Source organism: Pseudomonas sp. NBRC 111132 (genome assembly GCF_001320565.1).
Taxonomy (GTDB): domain Bacteria; phylum Pseudomonadota; class Gammaproteobacteria; order Pseudomonadales; family Pseudomonadaceae; genus Aquipseudomonas; species Aquipseudomonas putida_P.
Window position 1 is genome coordinate 1 of sequence record NZ_BCBI01000070.1, and the last position, 17255, is coordinate 17255.

Below are 17255 nucleotides of genomic sequence, written 5' to 3' on the forward strand. Positions count from 1 at the left end.
AGGCTGGCAGCATCGTCTTCCAGGCTCCAGCGGGCGACGCCTTGCGGCAACTCACCCAAGGTTTTCAGCAGCTCACGCTGGCTGATCAGCAAACCAATGCGGCTGTCTTCGATCATGTAGCGCAGGCGGTCGAGCGGGTACTCGGGGTCGAGCGGCACGTAAGCGCCGCCGGCCTTGAGAATGGCCAGGAGGCCGACGACCATTTCCAGCGAACGCTCCAGCGCCAGCCCTACACGCACCTGCGGGCCGACGCCGCGCTCGCGCAGGGCGCGGGCCAGGCGGTTGGCCTGCTGGTCGAGTTCGGCATAGGTCATGTGCTGGCCAGCGAAAGTCAAGGCACCTGCTTGCGGCGTGCGCACCGCCTGGGCGGCGAACAGGCCATGCAGGGTCTGATCGAGCTCAAAATCGTGCTCGCCCTGCAACTGGCCGACCAGCACCTGCTGCTCGGCGCTGCTCAGCATCGGCAGCTCGCACAGGCGCTGTTGCGGGTTGTCGAGCAGGCCAACCAACAGTTGCTGCCAGTGCTCGGCCATACGCGCAATGCGCGGCTCGTCGAACAGGTCACGGCAGTAGGTCAGGCAGCAGCCCAGGCGGCCGTCGAGGTCGGTCACCTCCAGGTACAGGTCGAACTTGGTGGCACTGGCATCGTTGACCAGGTAGTCGACCTGCATGCCGGCCAGCGTGCGGCTTTGCTGGAAGGCCCAGCGCTGCACGTTGCACATCACCTGGAACAGCGGGTTGTAGGCGCTGCTGCGCGGCGGCTGCAGGGCCTCGACCAACTGGTCGAACGGCAGGTCCTGGTGCGACTGGCCTTCGATGGCGGCCTGGCGCATCTGCTCCAGCAGCTCGCTGGCGGTCATCTGCCCGTCCAGCTCGCAGCGCAGCACCTGAGTGTTGAGGAAGGCGCCGATCAGGCCTTCGCTTTCCGGGCGGATGCGGTTGGCCACCGGTGCGCCGATGCGCAGGTCACGCTGGCCGCTGTAGCGGTGCAGCAAGGCGGCCAGGGTGGCGGTCATGGTCATGAACAGGGTCAGGCCGCGCTGGCTGTTGAAGGCATGCACACGGGCGACCAACGCCGGGTCGAGCTCAAAGCGATACAACTCGCCACGGTGGCTCTGCACGGCCGGGCGCTGGCGGTCAGCGGGCAACGCCAGCACCGGGTGCTCGTCGCCCAGGCGATCCTTCCAGTAGGCCAGTTGGCGGGCGCCCTCGCCGCTCTCCAGCCAATGCCGTTGCCAGACGCTGTAGTCCAGGTATTGCACAGGCAACGGCGCCAGTGGCGACTCACGGTCATCGACGAAGGCCTCGTACAGCTCGCCCAGCTCGCGGGCGAAGATGTCCATGGCCCAGCCTTCGGTGACGATGTGGTGCAGGGTCAGCACGAAGTAATGCTCGCGTTCCTCGGCTTTTACCAGGCAGGCGCGCAGCAGCGGACCGCGCTCCAGGTCGAACGGCTGGTGCGCCTGATCGTCGGCCAGTTGTTGCAAGCGTTGCTGGCGGGCATCGGCTGACAAGGCGCTGAAGTCTTGCCAGTCGAGGTGCAGGCCACTGTCTTCGGCCACGCATTGGTACGGCACACCATCGATGCTGGGGAAGGTGGTGCGCAGGGTTTCGTGGCGCACGATCAACGCCTGCAGCGCCCGCTCGAAGGCGTCCACATGCAGCGTGCCGCGCAAGCGAGCCATGCCGCCTACGTTATAGGCCGGGCTGTCCGGCTCCATTTGCCAGAGGAACCACATGCGCTGCTGCGAGTACGACAGCGGTACCGCCTGGCGGCGGTCGACACGGGCGATGTCGCCTTGCAGGTTGCGTTCACCGGCGGCGCGAATGCGCGCGATCTCGGCACAGAAGGTGCCCAGCTCGCTGGCGTCGAACAGGGCCTTGAGCGGCAGTTCGACATCGCAGGCCTGGCGCGTGCGCGAAACGATCTGGGTGGCCAGCAACGAGTGGCCGCCGAGGGCGAAGAAGTCGTCCTGCAGGCCGATGCGCGGCACATTCAGCACCTCGCACCAAATGGCCGCGACCTGTTGCTGCAGCTCGGTTTGTGGCTCGACGTGTTCGCGCTGCTGCCAGACCGGGGCCGGCAGTGCCTTGCGCTCGACCTTGCCGCTGGGGCCCAACGGCATCTGCGCCAGCGCGATGAGTTGCGCCGGCACCATGTAGGCTGGCAGTTGCTCAGCCAGCACGGCCAGCAAGTCGGCAGGCTGGGCGCTGCCACTGTAATAACCGACCAGTTGCGCGCCAATAGCGTCCTTGTGAATCAGCACCAGCGCCTGTTCGACTCCCGCTTGCGCCAGCAGGCAGGCCTGAACCTCTTCGGGCTCCACACGGAAGCCACGCACCTTTACCTGCTGGTCAAGGCGACCGAGGTATTCCAGCGCCTCTAGCTGCACCTGCCAGCGGGCGCGGTCGCCGCTGCGGTACAGCCGCTGACCATTGCCGTCGGCCTGGGGCACGAAGCGCTCGGCGGTAAGGCCCGGGCGCCCCAGGTAGCCACGGGCCAGGCCCGCACCGCCGAGGTACAGCTCGCCCGGCACGCCTGGCGCAGTCAGTTCAAGCTCGTCGTCAAGTACGCGGCATAGCACGTTGCCCAGCGGGCGGCCAATCGGCGAGCGCTCGCCGTCCGCCGCCTGGCAGTGCCAATGGGTGACGTTGATGGCAGTTTCGGTCGGGCCATAGCGGTTGTGCAGTTGCACCTGCGGCAGCACTTGCAGCACGCGGTCACGCAGAGCGGCGGACAGCGCTTCGCCACCCGAGAACAACCGGCGCAGGCTGCTGCAGGCGCCCGCCTGCGACTCCTGGATGAACACCTGCAACAGCGGCGGCACGAAGTGCAGTGTGGTCACACCTTGGGCCTGTACCAGTGCGGCAATGCGCTGCGGGTCGCGATGTTCGCCCGGCCCGGCAAGCACCAGCTTGCAGCCGGTGATCAATGGCCAGAAGCACTCCCACACCGACACATCGAAGCTGATCGGCGCTTTCTGCATCAGCACGTCGCTGTCGTTCAGCGCGTAGGTAGCCTGCATCCACTGCAAGCGCTCGGCCAGCGCCGCGTGGGTATTACCCACGCCCTTGGGCTGGCCAGTGGAGCCGGAGGTGTAGATCACGTAGGCCAGGTTGTCGCCGTGCAGGTGCAGGCCGGGGGCCTGGCTGGGCCAGCTGTCCAGGTGCAACTGGTCGAGGGCAATGGCGCTGACACCGGCGACCTGCGGCAGCTTGCCCAGCAGGCTGCTGTGGCTCAGCAACAGGCCGGCGTTGCAGTCGGCCAGCATGTAGGCCAGGCGTTCGGCCGGGTAATCGACATCCAGCGGCACGTAGGCGCCGCCAGCCTTGAGAATGGCCAGCAGGCCGACCAGCAACTGCGGCGAGCGCTCGATGGCAATGGCCACGCAGGTGTCGGGGCCGACGCCTTTGTCACGCAGGTAGTGGGCCAGCCGGTTGGCTTGCTGGTGCAGCTCGGCGTAGTCCAGGCTGCCGCCTTCCCACACCAGGGCGGTGCGCTGCGGGGTCAGGCGTGCCTGTTCATTGAGTTGCTCGACCAGCAGGTGCTGCGGTGCGGCGGCAGCAGCCTGGCCCCAACCCAGCAGCTGTGCACGGGCTGGCTCATCGAGCAACTGCACCTCGCCCAACGCCCGTTGCGGCGCACTGCACACTTGCTCCAGCAGCGCCAGCAGGTGCTGGGCCAGGCGCTTGACGGTACTCGCTTCGAACAGCTCGGCGGCATAGTCGAAGGCCAGGCTCAAGCGGCCCTGGTGGTCTTCTTCACTGTGCAGCTGCAAGTCGAACTTGGCTTCGCGGCTATGCCACGGCAGCTCTTCGGCCAGCAGCCCCGGCAGGCGGCGCAGCGCTGACAGGTCGCGTTGCTGGTGGTTGAACATGACCTGGAACAGGCCCTGTTCACGCGCCTCGGGCAGGGCTTCGACCAGCTGTTCGAACGGCAGGTCCTGGTTAGCCTGGGCTTGCAAAGTGGCCTGGCGTACCTGGGCCAGCAACTGGGTGAACGACTGGCGACCCTCGAACTGTGCGCGCAGCACCTGGGTGTTGATGAAGAAGCCGACCATGCCTTGGGTTTCCAGGCGCGGACGGTTGGCGTTGGGCACCCCGACGCGAATATCGGCCTGGCCGCTGTAGCGCTGCAGCAGCGCCTGCCAACCGGCCAGCAGGACCATGAACAGGCTGGCTTGCTGCTCACGGGCCAAACCCTTGAGCGCGTCGCCGAGCTTGGCGGGCACCTTGAGGTTGAAGCGCGCAGCGCTGTGCTGGCGCTGGCTGGCGCGGGGGTGGTCGGTGCACAGGTCGAGCACCGGCAACTCATCGCCCAGCTGCGCCTTCCAGTGTTGCAGTTGGCGTTCGGCTTCACCGTCGGCCAGCCATTGGCGCTGCCAGGTGCCATAGTCGGCGTAACCCAGTGTCAGCGGCGCCAGGTTGGCCTCCAGGCCTTGGCAGCGAGCGGCGTACAGCTTGGCGAATTCGTCGAGCAGGATGTTCAGCGACCAGCCGTCGGCAACGATGTGGTGCAGGGTCACCCACAGCTGATGGTCTTCGTCGCCCAGGCGTACCAGGGTTACTCGCAGCAGTGGCCCCTGGGTCAGGTCGAACGGCTGACGGGCCTCGGCTTCTCGCTGCGCTACAACCTGTTCGGTCGAGTGCCCTTCAAGATCCAGGCGCTGCAGGCTGAACGGCTGCTGCGGCCTGATGCGCTGAAGCGCCTGACCGTTTTCCTCACTGAACACGGTACGCAGCGATTCGTGGCGCGCCACCAGTGCCTCGAAGGCCGCTTCCAGCGCCACTACGTCCAGCTCGCCACGCAGATGCAGGCCGGCCGGGATGTTGTAGGCCGCCGATTGTGGTTCCAGCTGCCACATCAGCCACAAGCGGTTTTGCGCCAGCGACTGGGGCAACGCCTGGGCACGCGCCAAGGTGGCGATGGCTGCGGGGTGGGCACCGCCTTCGACGATGATTGCGCCGACGGCTTTGCTGTAGTCGGCCAGTACCGGCGCCTCGAACAAAACCCGCAGGTTCAGGTTGATACCCAGCTCATCGGCCAGGCGCGCAGTGGCCTGGGTAGCGGCAATGGAGTTGCCACCCAGCAGCAGGAAGTGATCATCTGCTGCCACCGCCTCTACCTTGAGGATGTCACGCCACACCGCAGCGATGCGTGCTTGCAGTTCATCACCGGCAGCTTCACTGGCAATGGCTTCGCTCGCTTCAGGGAAACGGGCATAGCAGTCCAGGCTGCCATCGTCCATGCGCAGGCGGCAGGCCGAGCGCTGCAACTTGCCGCTGGAGGTCTTCGGCAGCGCACCGGGGTTCAGCAGCAGGACCACGGCCGGGGCCTGGCGGCAGGCGTCAGCGATGACCTGGCGCAGGGTCTTGATCAGGTCCTGGGGCTTGATTGCCTTTTGCACATTGCGGCTGATCTCCACCGCCACGCCGATGCCCTCCTCGCCCTGGTGCTCGACAGCGAACACGGCCACGCGGCCTTTGCGCAGCACTTCGACTTCGCGCTCGAGGGTTTTTTCCAGGTCCTGTGGGTACAGGTTCTGCCCACGCACGATCAGCATGTCTTTCAGGCGCCCAGTCACGAACACCTCGCCCTCACGCATGAAGCCCAGGTCGCCGGTACGCAGCCAGGTCTGGCCGTCCATTTCGACGAACGTACGGGCGCTGGCCTCAGGGTTGCGCCAGTAGCCCAGGGCAATGCTCGGGCCACCGGCCCAGACTTCGCCAACCTGGTTGTCGCCCAGCACCTGCAACTGCTGCGGCTCGACGATGCGTACGGCGTGCCCTGGCTGCGGGTAGCCGCAGCTCATCAGTACGCTGCCTGTGCCCGGCTCGGCGCGGTTGACAGCGAAGGCGTCGGCATCCAGCTCCAGTGCTGCAATGCCCTGGCCACGGCGGCTGCCACTGACGAACAGGGTGGCTTCGGCCAGGCCATAGCTGGCGAAGAAGCTCTGCGGGTCGAAGCCGCAGGCCTGGAACTTGTCGGCGAAGGTCGCCAGGCTGTCCTGGCGGATCGGCTCGGAGCCGGAATAGGCCACGCGCCAGCGGCTCAGGTCGAGCCCGCTGAGCGAGGCCTCGCTGACCCGCTCGCTGCACAGGCGGTAGGCGAAATCCGGGCCGCCGCTAATGGTGCCGCCATACTCGCTGATGGCTTGCAACCAACGCAGCGGCCGGGCCAGGAAGTAACCTGGCGACATCAGCACGCAGGGCACACCACTGAAAATTGGCTGCAACAGGCCGCCAATCAGGCCCATGTCGTGGTACAGCGGCAACCAGCTGACGATCACATCGTCGGGGTTGAGGTCGATGCCGAAGCCACAACGGATCAGCTGCTCGTTGGCCACCAGGTTGCCATGGCTGACCTGCACGCCCTTGGGCAACGCGGTGGAGCCGGAGGTGTACTGCAGGAAGGCAATGTCATCCCCCTTCAGCGCGGGCGCCTGCCAGCTCGCGGCCAGCACCGGGTCCAGGCCGTCCACAGCCAGCAGCTCGGGCGCGTTGTCTGCTGCCAGTGCCTCCAGGCCTTGCAGGCTGTCATGCAAGGCCGCCACGGTCAGCAGCAGGCGCGGTTCGGCGTCGTCGATGATCGACAACAGGCGCTCCTGATGGTGCTGGCGTGCCGATTCCGGCGGGTAGGCCGGTACCGCGATGACGCCCGCATACAGGCAGCCAAAGAACGCCGCCACGTAGTCCGGGCCACTGGGGAACAGCAGCACTGCACGGTCGCCGAAACCGGCACGGGCCTGCAAGGCGGCGGCGATGGTGCGCGCACGCTGGTCGAGGTCCCGGTAGCTGAGCACGGCCTGCTCGCCGGGGGCGTCGGCCAGAAAGCGCAGGGCAATCTTGTCCGGGGTTTGCGCGGCGCGTTGCGCCAGGGCCTGGACCAGCGAGAGCGGGAGTTCGAAGGCGTCCGTCATGGGGTGTTCCTGCCAGTGTCTGTTGGGGCGTGCCGGCTGCTCCGCGAACGTGGGCGGGCAGCGAATGGCGACCGAGGATGTACACAGGGGAACGGATGGGCGGGGGCAGAAATTAGCGAGGATTGTGCGGTGGCAGAAGGGGCCGGGGTGAACGATTTCACACGGCGGCCTTAGAACTGAAAGATACAGATACTAATTACGTTTCGTATTTGACAATCATTATCATTCTGAATAGTTTGTCGCACGTCGTAGGAAGCTTCCTACTTTTGGGTGCTTCCTTTCCCCTCTGTGACAAGGTGATTTCCATGGCGGAACAACTATCCACAAGTAAGTGCGATTCACCATTACTGCAGGCCTTCGTCGACAACCGCAGCATCCTGGTCAAGATCGCCGCACGCATCACCGGCTGCCGCTCGCGTGCCGAAGATGTGGTGCAGGACGCCTTCTTTCGGCTCAGCGCCGCCCCGCAGATCACATCGTCTTTCAAGGCGCAGCTGAGCTACTTGTTCCAGATCGTGCGCAACCTGGCCATTGACCATTACCGCAAGCAGGCGATGGAGCTGAAGTACTCCGGCACCGAGGAGGAAGGCCTGAATGTGGTCATCCAGAACGCCTCGCCCGAAGCAACCCACATCAACCTTGCCGCGCTGGACGACATTGCCGAGGCGCTGAACGAACTGCCGCAGCGTACCCGCTATGCGTTCGAGATGTATCGCCTGCATGGCGTGCCGCAGAAAGACATTGCCAAGGAGCTGGGCGTGTCGCCGACACTGGTCAACTTCATGATCCGCGATGCGCTGGTGCACTGCCGCAAGACCGCCAATCGGCAGGCCTGATCAAACAGGGTTTTCTTCTTCGCGGGCATGCCCGCGAAGAGTCCATCTCGGTATCAAGCCAGCTTGCAACGATCGAAAAACCGCTCCCGCCCCAGAATCATCAGCGCCGCCCGCTTGTGCGGGAAGTCGAACGCCTTGTCGCAATGGAAGCACTGGTCGTGCATGTAGCCGATCATCTTGCCGTTGTCTGCGCGCGGCTCGGCTACCACCCGCTGGGTGCGCGGGTCATCCAGGAACAGGTAGTGCACCAGCGCCGATAGCCAGCTGGCCACCTTGTGCGGCCCTCGATGGCTCTCTTCCCCCACCAGCATATGGATACCACGGTCGTAGTCATCGACCGGGTAAAACGGTGCAATGCGGTCTTCCTTTGCCCAGTACGCCTCGAAGTAGGCAAACGGCTCATCATCGAAGCAGCCAATCAGCGTCAGGGTATGCGGGTCGGCTTCGAGCTTGCTCAGGTACTCATGATGTTGTGCAAGGGTGCCACCTTCCTGCCAGAACGCCTCCACACGCGGGTTGTTCTGCCAGCGGTTGAAGCGTTCCAGGTCGTGTTCGATCTCCAGCGTGCGCAGCGACACCCAGCTACCCAGGCGTGCATCGAAGCGCCGGTATACCTCGCCACGGGGCTTAGGTGCGCGGCGCGGGTGGCGCTTGCCATTGCTGATCTGCATCTGCTGCGGGTACACCGCCGCCACCGACTCACCCAGCCAAGGCTGTGGCAACTGCCAGAACAGCGCCCGCTCGCACAGGTACTGGCCGGGCTGCTCAGCCAGCAACAACAAGCCACTGGCCAGCGCCTGGGGCTGCACCTCGGGCAAATGCCAGACCAGGCGCTGGCAGGCCGTGTCGCGGGACAGCAACCAATAGCAGGCCGCCCACAAGGCTTGATACGGGCGCTCGGGGCACAGCCGATCAAGGTGGACGTGCAGGGTGGCGCCCGCCTCGAGGTGCACTTGGATCAGCGGGCGGCCTTCAAGGGTGAGGCTCAGCCAGCGGTCACCCTCCTCGGCACTGAGACTGCGCCAACGTGGCGGTGACTGGGGCTGCGAAGCGGCATCGAACGGCATGGGCTTGACTCACGAAAATGAAGAAAAGGCTCACTGCTGAGAACGTTGCCGCGTTGCGTGAATTTAGTCGCTGGGGGCCGTGACCGTGATGCGGTAGGGCTCGAAGATCCGCGCCAGTTCACCGCTGTTACGCAGGTCACGCAGCAGGCCGGCGAACGATTGCTCGCCAATAGGCGCTCCCGGGCGCAGCAAGGCGTAGTGGTGATAAACCTGGTCAATGCGTTGCGAAGGCACCAACTGCGCCTTGCTCGCTGGGTTGCGCGCGAGGAAATCGCTGAGGTAGGAGCGCGTGACCAGGGCGATATCGGCGCGGCCCGCCTGCACCATCAGCAGGTTGCTGTCGTGGGAATAGGTCAGGGTCGCGTTGTACGTCTTGCGCAGGTAGTCCGGGTCGGGGTTGAAGCTGGCGAAGGCGTAGTGGTAGCCATTGAACAGTGCCAGGCGTTTGCCGCGCAGGTCATCGAAGTAATGCGGGTCGCTGCCATTGGCCTGGCGGGCGACGAACACTTCGGCGTCCTCCAAGCCCATGTCCACGGTTTGGTGGGCAATCTGCTCCCAGCCCCATTGCGGGTTTTCGAAAATCGCCATGTCGGTGCGGCCTTGCTGGAAGTCACCAAACCGCCGCTGGATGGACGTGGGCACCAGGACAAAGTGATAACCCTGCTGCAAGCGGTTGAGCGCGTCGACCAGCTGTGGCAGCAGGCCGGTGTCGGCCCCCTGTTCGGGGCGCACCGTGTAGGGCGGGAAATGCGCCGCGCCAATCTTCACCTCGACAGCATCGGCAGCCCATGCTGGTGCCGCCAACCCGAACACGGCCAGCTGGATCAGGGTGGACAAGGCCTTTAGGCCGGGCGCTGGAGTCAAGACGGACACTCATCACGGTTCATGCCTGGGTCCGCTTAAGCTAGGCGTTTTCCGGGTGCGGCACAACTGCTGGCGCCCGCTCTTTGTGCCAAAGCAGGCGGCAAAATGCCATAGGGTGCCGGATGCCTTGAGTTTGGCTACGCTCTAGCAGGATCTGCAAGGGAGCCTGGTATGGGCCATTGGTTGGTGATCGACCTGGAAGCCACCACCGATGAAGGTGGTTGGCCGGTCACAGAGATGGAAATCATTGAAATCGGTGCAAGCCTGGTCACCCGCGAAGGCCGCGAGGTCGACCATTTTCAGCGTTTCGTCAGGCCACGGCGGCGGCCGCAACTGACCCCTTTCTGCCGTGAGCTGACCCACATCAGCCAGGCAGACGTGGACAGTGCCGCGCCGTTTCGCGAGGTATGGGCAAACGTCGAGCGATGGCTCGGACACCACCGTGGGCAGCTTCAGGCCTGGGTCAGCTGGGGCGACTACGACCGCCAGCAGTTGCACCAGGAATGGCAACAGCATGGGCTCGACAGCCTGCTGCGCACATTGCCGCACATCAACCTCAAGCAACGCTTTGCCAAGGCCCGCCACTTGCAGCGCCCAACCGGCCTGAACGGCGCCCTGCAACTGGCCGGCATGCACTTTTGCGGGCAGCAGCACCGGGCCCTGGAAGATGCGCGCAACACGGCGCGGCTACTACCGTTGACCCTACCCGCCAACAGCCCCTGAAAGCAGATGACGAGGCCTGTGGGCTTGGGCATACTGGCCAGCCCTTTTTCATCCCCCTCTTCAGGAGTCGCCCATGTTCCAGGTCAACGAGTACTTCAACGGCACCGTCAAGTCGATCGCATTCGCGGGCGAAGAAGGCCCCGCCACTGTCGGCGTCATGGCCCCGGGCGAATACGAGTTCGGCACTGCCAAGCGCGAGATCATGCACGTGGTATCGGGCGCGCTGACCGTGAAACTGCCGGGTAGCGACAACTGGGAAACCTTCAACGCGGGCGACAAGTTCAATGTTGCCGCCGACAGCAAGTTCCAGCTGAAGGTGAAAGTCGATACCGCCTACCTGTGCGAGTACCGCGACTAACTGTTCGCTATTGGCACGCTCGTTGTAGGAGCGGCCTTGTGTCGCGATAGGGCCGCACAGCGGCCCCGGCAATTTACGCTGCGAAGCTGAAAACCTGGGGCCGCTTCGCAGCCCTTTCGCGACACAAGGCCGCTCCTACACGTCATATGCCTGCCAAGAAACTGGCCACTCGCTGCGCCGCCGCCTGCAAATGCTGCTCATGGCTGAACCCCGAGGCCTTCAACGGCTTCAAGTCATGGTCCCCCGCCGTTAGCCAGCTCACCTCGATCGCCGGCGACAACGCATACCCCGCCACCGCCTCGCGGTTACCCAGCGCATCCCGCTCGCCCTGCACGATCAAGGTCGGGGTCTTCAACGCTGCCAAATGCTCCACCCGTGGCTTTTCGGGTTTACCCACCGCGTAGAACGGATAGCCCAGGCACACCAGCGCGTCCGTGCCCAACTCGTCGGCCAACAGGCTCGCCATGCGCCCACCCATGGACTTGCCGCCCACGGCCAGCTTGCCCGCGACCAAAGGTCGCACCTGCCGGTACACCTCGCACCAGCATTCCAGCAACACCTTCTGTGGGTTGGGCGGCCGCTTGCCGCCGGTAACCCTGCGCTCGGCCATGTACGGGAACTCGAAGCGCACTACCGCAACCCCAAGTGCCGCAAGCCTTTGCGCCATGTCGTCCATGAACCCGCTGTCCATCGGCGCGCCCGCGCCATGGGCCAGGATCAGGCAGCCCTTGTAGCCGTCTTTACCCTGAACGCGCGGAGGATCGCAGCGCAAGCCTGGGACATTTGCGACCTTCGCCCATTGATCCCCGTCAATACCGGCACTTTGCCCATTAATCATGCTTGCCTCGCTGTAAAGCCTGCCAAATAACCGTGGATGGGAACCCATACATGAACACAACCAGCAGTACCGCCTATAACTACAAGGTGGTCCGCCAATTCGCCATCATGACGGTGGTGTGGGGAATCGTCGGGATGGGGCTCGGCGTCTTCATCGCCGCCCAGCTCGCCTGGCCTTCCCTCAACTTCGACCTCCCCTGGACCAGCTTCGGCCGCCTGCGCCCCCTGCATACCAATGCGGTGATCTTCGCGTTCGGCGGCTGTGCGCTGTTTGCCACCTCCTATTATTCGGTGCAACGCACCTGCCAGACCACCCTGTTCGCACCGGGCTTGGCCGCGTTCACCTTCTGGGGCTGGCAACTGGTGATTGTGCTAGCGGCCATCAGCCTGCCGCTGGGCTACACCAGCTCCAAGGAATACGCCGAACTGGAATGGCCGATCGATATCCTGATCACCATCGTCTGGGTGGGCTACGCCATCGTGTTCTTCGGCACGCTGATGAAGCGCAACACCAAGCACATCTACGTAGGTAACTGGTTCTTCGGCGCCTTCATCCTCACCGTGGCGCTGCTGCACATCGTCAACAACCTGGAACTGCCCGTCAGCCTGACCAAGTCGTACTCGGTCTACGCCGGCGCCACCGACGCCATGGTGCAGTGGTGGTACGGCCACAATGCGGTGGGCTTCTTCCTGACCGCAGGCTTCCTGGGGATGATGTACTACTACGTGCCCAAACAGGCCGAACGCCCGGTGTATTCCTATCGCCTGTCGATCGTGCACTTCTGGGCACTGATCACCCTGTACATCTGGGCAGGCCCGCACCACCTGCACTACACCGCCCTCCCCGACTGGGCACAGTCTCTGGGCATGGTGATGTCGCTGATCCTGCTGGCACCGAGCTGGGGCGGCATGATCAACGGCATGATGACCCTGTCGGGCGCCTGGCACAAACTGCGCAGCGACCCGATCCTGCGCTTCCTGGTGGTTTCGCTGGCGTTCTACGGCATGTCCACCTTCGAAGGCCCGATGATGGCCATCAAGACGGTCAACGCCCTGTCCCATTACACCGACTGGACCATCGGCCACGTGCACGCTGGCGCCCTCGGCTGGGTCGCCATGATCTCGATCGGTGCGCTGTACCACACCATCCCGAAAGTGTTTGGCAAAGAGCGCATGTACAGCCTCGGCCTGATCAACGCGCACTTCTGGCTGGCCACCATCGGCACCGTGCTGTACATCGCCTCGATGTGGGTCAACGGCATCGCCCAGGGCCTGATGTGGCGCGCGGTCAACAGCGACGGCACGCTCACCTACTCGTTCGTGGAAACCCTGGTAGCCAGCCACCCAGGCTTCGTCGTGCGCTTCGTCGGCGGTGCGATCTTCCTCAGCGGCATGTTCCTGATGGCCTGGAACACCTGGCGCACCGTGCGTTCGCCAGCGCTTGACGTCGCCCCTGCGAACGCCCAGTTGGCTTGAGGAGAAACGCCTGATGAAACATGAAGTCATCGAGAAAAACGTCGGCCTGATGGCCCTGCTGATGGTGTTCGCCGTCAGTATCGGCGGCCTGACCCAGATCGTCCCGCTGTTCTTCCAGGACGTCACCAACAAGCCGGTGGAAGGCATGAAGCCCTACACCGCACTGCAGCTGGAAGGCCGCGACATCTACATCCGCGAAGGCTGCGTGGGTTGCCATTCGCAGATGATCCGCCCGTTCCGCGCCGAAACCGAGCGCTACGGCCACTACTCGGTGGCCGGCGAGAGCGTGTGGGACCACCCGTTCCTGTGGGGTTCCAAGCGCACCGGGCCGGACCTGGCCCGGGTCGGCGGCCGCTACTCGGACGATTGGCACCGTGCGCACCTGTACAACCCGCGCAACGTAGTGCCGGAGTCGAAGATGCCGTCGTACCCGTGGCTGGTCGCCCAGCAGGTCGACAACAGCCACACCGACGTCAAGATGCGCACCTTGCGCACCCTGGGCGTGCCGTACACCGACGCCGACATCGCCGGCGCCCGTGACGCAGTCAAGGGCAAGACCGAGATGGACGCGCTGGTCGCCTACCTGCAGGTGCTCGGCACCGCGATCAAGAACAAGAGGTGAGTGCGATGCATATGGACATCGGCATGATCCGCGGCCTGGGTACCCTGGTGGTGATGATCGCCTTCATCGGCCTCTCCCTGTGGGTGTTCAACCGCCGCCGCGACCGTGATTTCGCCGAAGCGCGCCTGCTGCCCTTCGTCGACGACCACCTGCCCCCTGCCGGACAGGAACCTGCTGCAAAAAGGAGTAACGGGCAATGACCACCTTCTGGAGTACGTACATCAGCGTACTGACCATCGGTAGCCTGATTGGCCTGACCTGGCTGCTGCTCGCCACCCGCAAGGGCGAGAGCAAAAACACCACCGACCAAACCATGGGCCACAGCTTCGACGGTATCGAGGAGTACGACAACCCGCTGCCCAAGTGGTGGTTCTGGTTGTTCGTCGGCACCTTGGTGTTCTCGGTCGGTTACCTGATCCTCTACCCCGGCCTGGGCAATTGGAAAGGCATCCTGCCTGGCTATGAAAATGGCTGGACCGGCGTCAACGAATGGCAAAAGGAAATGGACAAGGCTGATGCCAAGTTCGGCCCCATCTTCGCCAAGTACGCCGCCATGCCCGTGCAAGAAGTGGCCAAGGACCCGCAGGCGCTGAAAATGGGCAGCCGCCTGTTTGCCTCCAACTGCTCGGTGTGCCACGGCTCGGACGCCAAGGGTGCCTACGGCTTCCCCAACCTCACCGACAAGGACTGGCGCTGGGGCGGCGAGCCGGAAACCATCAAGGCTTCGATCATGAACGGCCGCCACGGCGTGATGCCGGCCTGGGCTGAAGTGATCGGCGAGCAAGGCGTGGCCGATGTGGCCGCGTTCGTGCTGACCAACCTGGATGGCCGCACCCTGCCAGAAGGGGTCAAGGCCGACGCGGCCAAGGGCAAGGAAATCTTTGCCAGCAACTGCGTGGCCTGCCACGGGCCGGAAGGCAAGGGCACCCCAGCCATGGGCGCACCCGACCTGACCCACCCGCAGGCGTTCATCTACGGCTCGAGCTTTGCCCAGCTGCAGCAGACCGTTCGTTATGGTCGCCAAGGGCAGATGCCGGCGCAGGCCGAGATCCAGGGCAACGACAAGGTGCACCTGCTGGCGGCGTATGTGTATAGCCTGTCGCAGGATGATGCTGCTGAAACCGTGACTGCCAAGTAATACCCTGGGGCCGCTTTGCGGCCCCTTTCCGCTCCACCCCCTCCCTTGCACCCCCTCCGAACACAACTAAGCTTGTTGCCTCAGTGGGCTTCGCGCCGAAAGGACCGAAGCAGACGCGGCGCATAGCCTGTCGCCGTCCCGATAAAAAGCTTGACCGATCGATCAGAAAAAGGTGAAAAACGGTACACATTACAAATATTTATTTGTGTACAATCGTCCGGACCCGATCGCTGCGGGACATCAGTGAACGGGCTCGGACACGGGTCGGCGTACCAAAGTTGCGTTGCGGTAACCTTGCTGGTTATCAATACTGGCGCCGATTTTTCGACCAACAAGAACATCAAAACCGTGGAACCTTAGAATGAGCACAGCAATCAGTCCGACTGCTTATAACTATAAGGTCGTCCGCCAGTTCGCCATCATGACGGTGGTCTGGGGGATCCTTGGCATGGGCCTCGGCGTCTTCATCGCCTCGCAGCTGGTATGGCCGCAACTGAACCTGGACCTGCCCTGGACCAGCTTCGGCCGCCTGCGCCCGCTGCACACCAACCTGGTGATCTTCGCCTTCGGGGGCTGTGCGCTGTTCGGCACCAGCTACTACGTGGTGCAGCGCACCTGCCAGACCCGGCTGATCTCCGACAGCATGGCCGCCTTCACCTTCTGGGGTTGGCAGGCAGTGATTGTCGGCGCGCTGATCACCCTGCCGATGGGCTACACCACCACCAAGGAATACGCCGAGCTCGAATGGCCGCTGGCGATCCTGCTGGCCATCGTCTGGGTAACCTACGGGTTGGTGTTCTTCGGCACCATCGTCAAGCGCAAGACCAAGCACATCTACGTCGGCAACTGGTTCTACGGCGCCTTCATCGTGGTCACCGCGATGCTGCACATCGTCAACCACATCTCGCTGCCGGTGAGCCTGTTCAAGTCGTACTCGGCCTACGCCGGCGCCACCGACGCAATGATCCAGTGGTGGTACGGCCACAACGCCGTGGGCTTCTTCCTCACCACTGGCTTCCTGGGGATGATGTACTACTTCGTGCCCAAGCAGGCCGAGCGGCCGATCTACTCGTATCGCCTGTCGATCGTGCACTTCTGGGCGCTGATCACCCTGTACATCTGGGCAGGCCCCCACCACCTGCACTACACCGCCCTGCCTGACTGGGCGCAGTCGCTGGGCATGGTGATGTCGATCATCCTGCTGGCGCCAAGCTGGGGTGGCATGATCAACGGCATGATGACCCTGTCCGGTGCCTGGCACAAACTGCGCACCGACCCGATCCTGCGCTTCCTGGTGGTTTCGCTGGCGTTCTACGGCATGTCCACCTTCGAAGGCCCGATGATGGCCATCAAGACCGTGAACTCGCTGTCGCACTACACCGACTGGACCATCGGCCACGTCCACGCCGGCGCCCTCGGCTGGGTGGCAATGATCTCGATCGGCGCCGTGTACCACATGATCCCGAAACTCTACGGCCGCGAGCAGATGCACAGCGTCGGCTTGATCAACGCGCACTTCTGGCTGGCCACCATCGGCACCGTGCTGTACATCGCCTCGATGTGGGTCAACGGCATTACCCAAGGCCTGATGTGGCGCGCCATCAACGATGACGGCACCCTCACCTACTCCTTCGTCGAAGCCCTGCAGGCCAGCCACCCTGGCTATATCGTCCGCGCCCTGGGCGGTGCGTTCTTCGCCAGCGGCATGCTGCTGATGGCCTACAACGTGTTCCGTACCGTACGTGCCGCCAACCCGGCACAGGCTGAGGAAGCCGCCAAGATCGTCGTTGTGGGAGCGCACTGATGAAGCATGAAGCCGTCGAGAAGAACATAGGCCTGCTGGCCTTCTTCATGGTCATCGCCGTGAGCGTCGGTGGCCTGACCCAGATCGTCCCGCTGTTTTTCCAGGACGTCACCAACAAGCCGGTCGAGGGCATGAAGCCACGCACTGCGTTGGAGCTGGAAGGCCGCGATATCTACATCCGCGAAGGCTGCGTGGGCTGCCACTCGCAGATGATCCGCCCGTTCCGCGCCGAAACCGAGCGCTACGGCCACTACTCGGTGGCTGGCGAGAGCGTGTGGGACCACCCGTTCCTGTGGGGCTCCAAGCGTACCGGGCCGGACCTGGCCCGTGTCGGTGGCCGCTACTCCGATGACTGGCACCGTGCGCACCTGTACAACCCGCGCAACGTGGTACCGGAATCGAAGATGCCGTCCTACCCGTGGCTGGTCGAGAACAAGCTCGACGGCAAGGACACCGCGAAAAAGATGGAAGTGCTGCGCACACTCGGCACCCCGTACACCGACGCCGACATTGCCGGCGCGCGTGACGCGGTCAAGGGCAAGACCGAAATGGACGCCATCGTCGCGTACCTGCAGGGTCTTGGCACCATCATCAAGAGCAAACGGTGACG

At 64.0% G+C, this 17255-nt stretch carries 13 protein-coding genes; 9 read left to right on the plus strand and 4 right to left on the minus strand.

Annotation, left to right across the window (positions count from 1 at the left end; translation table 11 throughout):
• Positions 1–6920 (minus strand): non-ribosomal peptide synthase/polyketide synthase (locus APH35_RS24570; protein ID WP_156341241.1); only part of this gene is annotated, 6920 nt, incomplete at its 3' end.
• A gap of 305 nt (positions 6921–7225) precedes the next feature.
• Between APH35_RS24570 and APH35_RS24575 the strand changes: the two genes are divergently transcribed.
• Positions 7226–7756, plus strand: a complete 531-nt coding sequence (locus APH35_RS24575; protein WP_012273397.1) for an RNA polymerase factor sigma-70 — start codon at positions 7226–7228, stop codon at positions 7754–7756.
• Positions 7757–7809: 53 nt separating this feature from the next.
• Here APH35_RS24575 and APH35_RS24580 read toward each other — a convergent pair whose 3' ends face one another.
• Entirely contained in the window at positions 7810–8823 is a 1014-nt protein-coding gene (locus tag APH35_RS24580) for a GNAT family N-acetyltransferase (RefSeq protein WP_060494012.1), read from the minus strand.
• A 63-nt stretch (positions 8824–8886) separates the two neighbouring features.
• The gene (locus APH35_RS24585; RefSeq protein WP_012273399.1) at positions 8887–9687 is read right to left on the minus strand and encodes a substrate-binding periplasmic protein; all 801 of its coding nucleotides are present in this window, start codon (positions 9685–9687) and stop codon (positions 8887–8889) included.
• A gap of 171 nt (positions 9688–9858) precedes the next feature.
• On the opposite strand from APH35_RS24585, the gene APH35_RS24590 reads away from it, so the two are divergent.
• Positions 9859–10410: an exonuclease domain-containing protein gene (locus tag APH35_RS24590; RefSeq protein ID WP_012273400.1), complete on the plus strand. Its 552-nt coding sequence runs from the start codon at positions 9859–9861 to the stop codon at positions 10408–10410.
• Between the two features lie 73 nt (positions 10411–10483).
• On the plus strand, positions 10484–10768 hold the full coding sequence (ppnP, locus tag APH35_RS24595; RefSeq protein ID WP_012273401.1) for a pyrimidine/purine nucleoside phosphorylase: 285 nt from the start codon (positions 10484–10486) through the stop codon (positions 10766–10768).
• A gap of 142 nt (positions 10769–10910) precedes the next feature.
• Here the strand turns inward: ppnP and APH35_RS24600 are convergent, their stop codons facing one another.
• On the minus strand, positions 10911–11606 hold the full coding sequence (locus APH35_RS24600; protein ID WP_060515677.1) for an alpha/beta family hydrolase: 696 nt from the start codon (positions 11604–11606) through the stop codon (positions 10911–10913).
• Positions 11607–11656: 50 nt separating this feature from the next.
• On the opposite strand from APH35_RS24600, the gene ccoN (APH35_RS24605) reads away from it, so the two are divergent.
• The 6 genes from ccoN (APH35_RS24605) to ccoO (APH35_RS24630) all read left to right on the plus strand — a co-directional run bounded on the left by ccoN (APH35_RS24605) (position 11657) and on the right by ccoO (APH35_RS24630) (position 17253).
• Complete coding sequence (ccoN, locus tag APH35_RS24605) at positions 11657–13081, plus strand: cytochrome-c oxidase, cbb3-type subunit I (protein WP_012273403.1); 1425 nt, start codon at positions 11657–11659, stop codon at positions 13079–13081.
• 13 nt (positions 13082–13094) lie between these two features.
• Complete coding sequence (gene ccoO / locus APH35_RS24610; RefSeq protein ID WP_012273404.1) at positions 13095–13703, plus strand: cytochrome-c oxidase, cbb3-type subunit II; 609 nt, start codon at positions 13095–13097, stop codon at positions 13701–13703.
• A gap of 5 nt (positions 13704–13708) precedes the next feature.
• Positions 13709–13903 (plus strand): cbb3-type cytochrome oxidase subunit 3, encoded by a 195-nt coding sequence (locus tag APH35_RS24615; protein ID WP_012273405.1) that lies wholly within the window; start codon positions 13709–13711, stop codon positions 13901–13903.
• A complete protein-coding gene (gene ccoP, locus APH35_RS24620) occupies positions 13900–14841 on the plus strand; it encodes a cytochrome-c oxidase, cbb3-type subunit III (protein ID WP_060515674.1) in 942 nt (313 codons plus the stop codon). Before APH35_RS24615 ends, ccoP begins: the two co-directional genes overlap by 4 nt.
• Before the next feature lie 361 nt (positions 14842–15202).
• The gene (gene ccoN / locus APH35_RS24625; protein ID WP_012273407.1) at positions 15203–16645 is read left to right on the plus strand and encodes a cytochrome-c oxidase, cbb3-type subunit I; all 1443 of its coding nucleotides are present in this window, start codon (positions 15203–15205) and stop codon (positions 16643–16645) included.
• Entirely contained in the window at positions 16645–17253 is a 609-nt protein-coding gene (gene ccoO, locus APH35_RS24630; protein WP_003254286.1) for a cytochrome-c oxidase, cbb3-type subunit II, read from the plus strand. The genes ccoN (APH35_RS24625) and ccoO (APH35_RS24630) overlap by 1 nt, the downstream gene beginning before the upstream one ends.
• Positions 17254–17255: the final 2 nt, after the last annotated feature.

Coding starts and splice junctions, on each gene's coding strand:
- ccoN (WP_012273403.1), top strand. CDS start 11,657: ATGAACACAACCAGCAGTACCGCCTATAACTACAAGGTGGTCCGCCAA.
- ccoP (WP_060515674.1), top strand. CDS start 13,900: ATGACCACCTTCTGGAGTACGTACATCAGCGTACTGACCATCGGTAGC.
- ccoO (WP_012273404.1), top strand. CDS start 13,095: ATGAAACATGAAGTCATCGAGAAAAACGTCGGCCTGATGGCCCTGCTG.
- ccoO (WP_003254286.1), top strand. CDS start 16,645: ATGAAGCATGAAGCCGTCGAGAAGAACATAGGCCTGCTGGCCTTCTTC.
- APH35_RS24590 (WP_012273400.1), top strand. CDS start 9,859: ATGGGCCATTGGTTGGTGATCGACCTGGAAGCCACCACCGATGAAGGT.
- APH35_RS24580 (WP_060494012.1), bottom strand. CDS start 8,823: ATGCCGTTCGATGCCGCTTCGCAGCCCCAGTCACCGCCACGTTGGCGC.
- ccoN (WP_012273407.1), top strand. CDS start 15,203: ATGAGCACAGCAATCAGTCCGACTGCTTATAACTATAAGGTCGTCCGC.
- APH35_RS24615 (WP_012273405.1), top strand. CDS start 13,709: ATGCATATGGACATCGGCATGATCCGCGGCCTGGGTACCCTGGTGGTG.
- APH35_RS24600 (WP_060515677.1), bottom strand. CDS start 11,606: ATGATTAATGGGCAAAGTGCCGGTATTGACGGGGATCAATGGGCGAAG.
- ppnP (WP_012273401.1), top strand. CDS start 10,484: ATGTTCCAGGTCAACGAGTACTTCAACGGCACCGTCAAGTCGATCGCA.
- APH35_RS24575 (WP_012273397.1), top strand. CDS start 7,226: ATGGCGGAACAACTATCCACAAGTAAGTGCGATTCACCATTACTGCAG.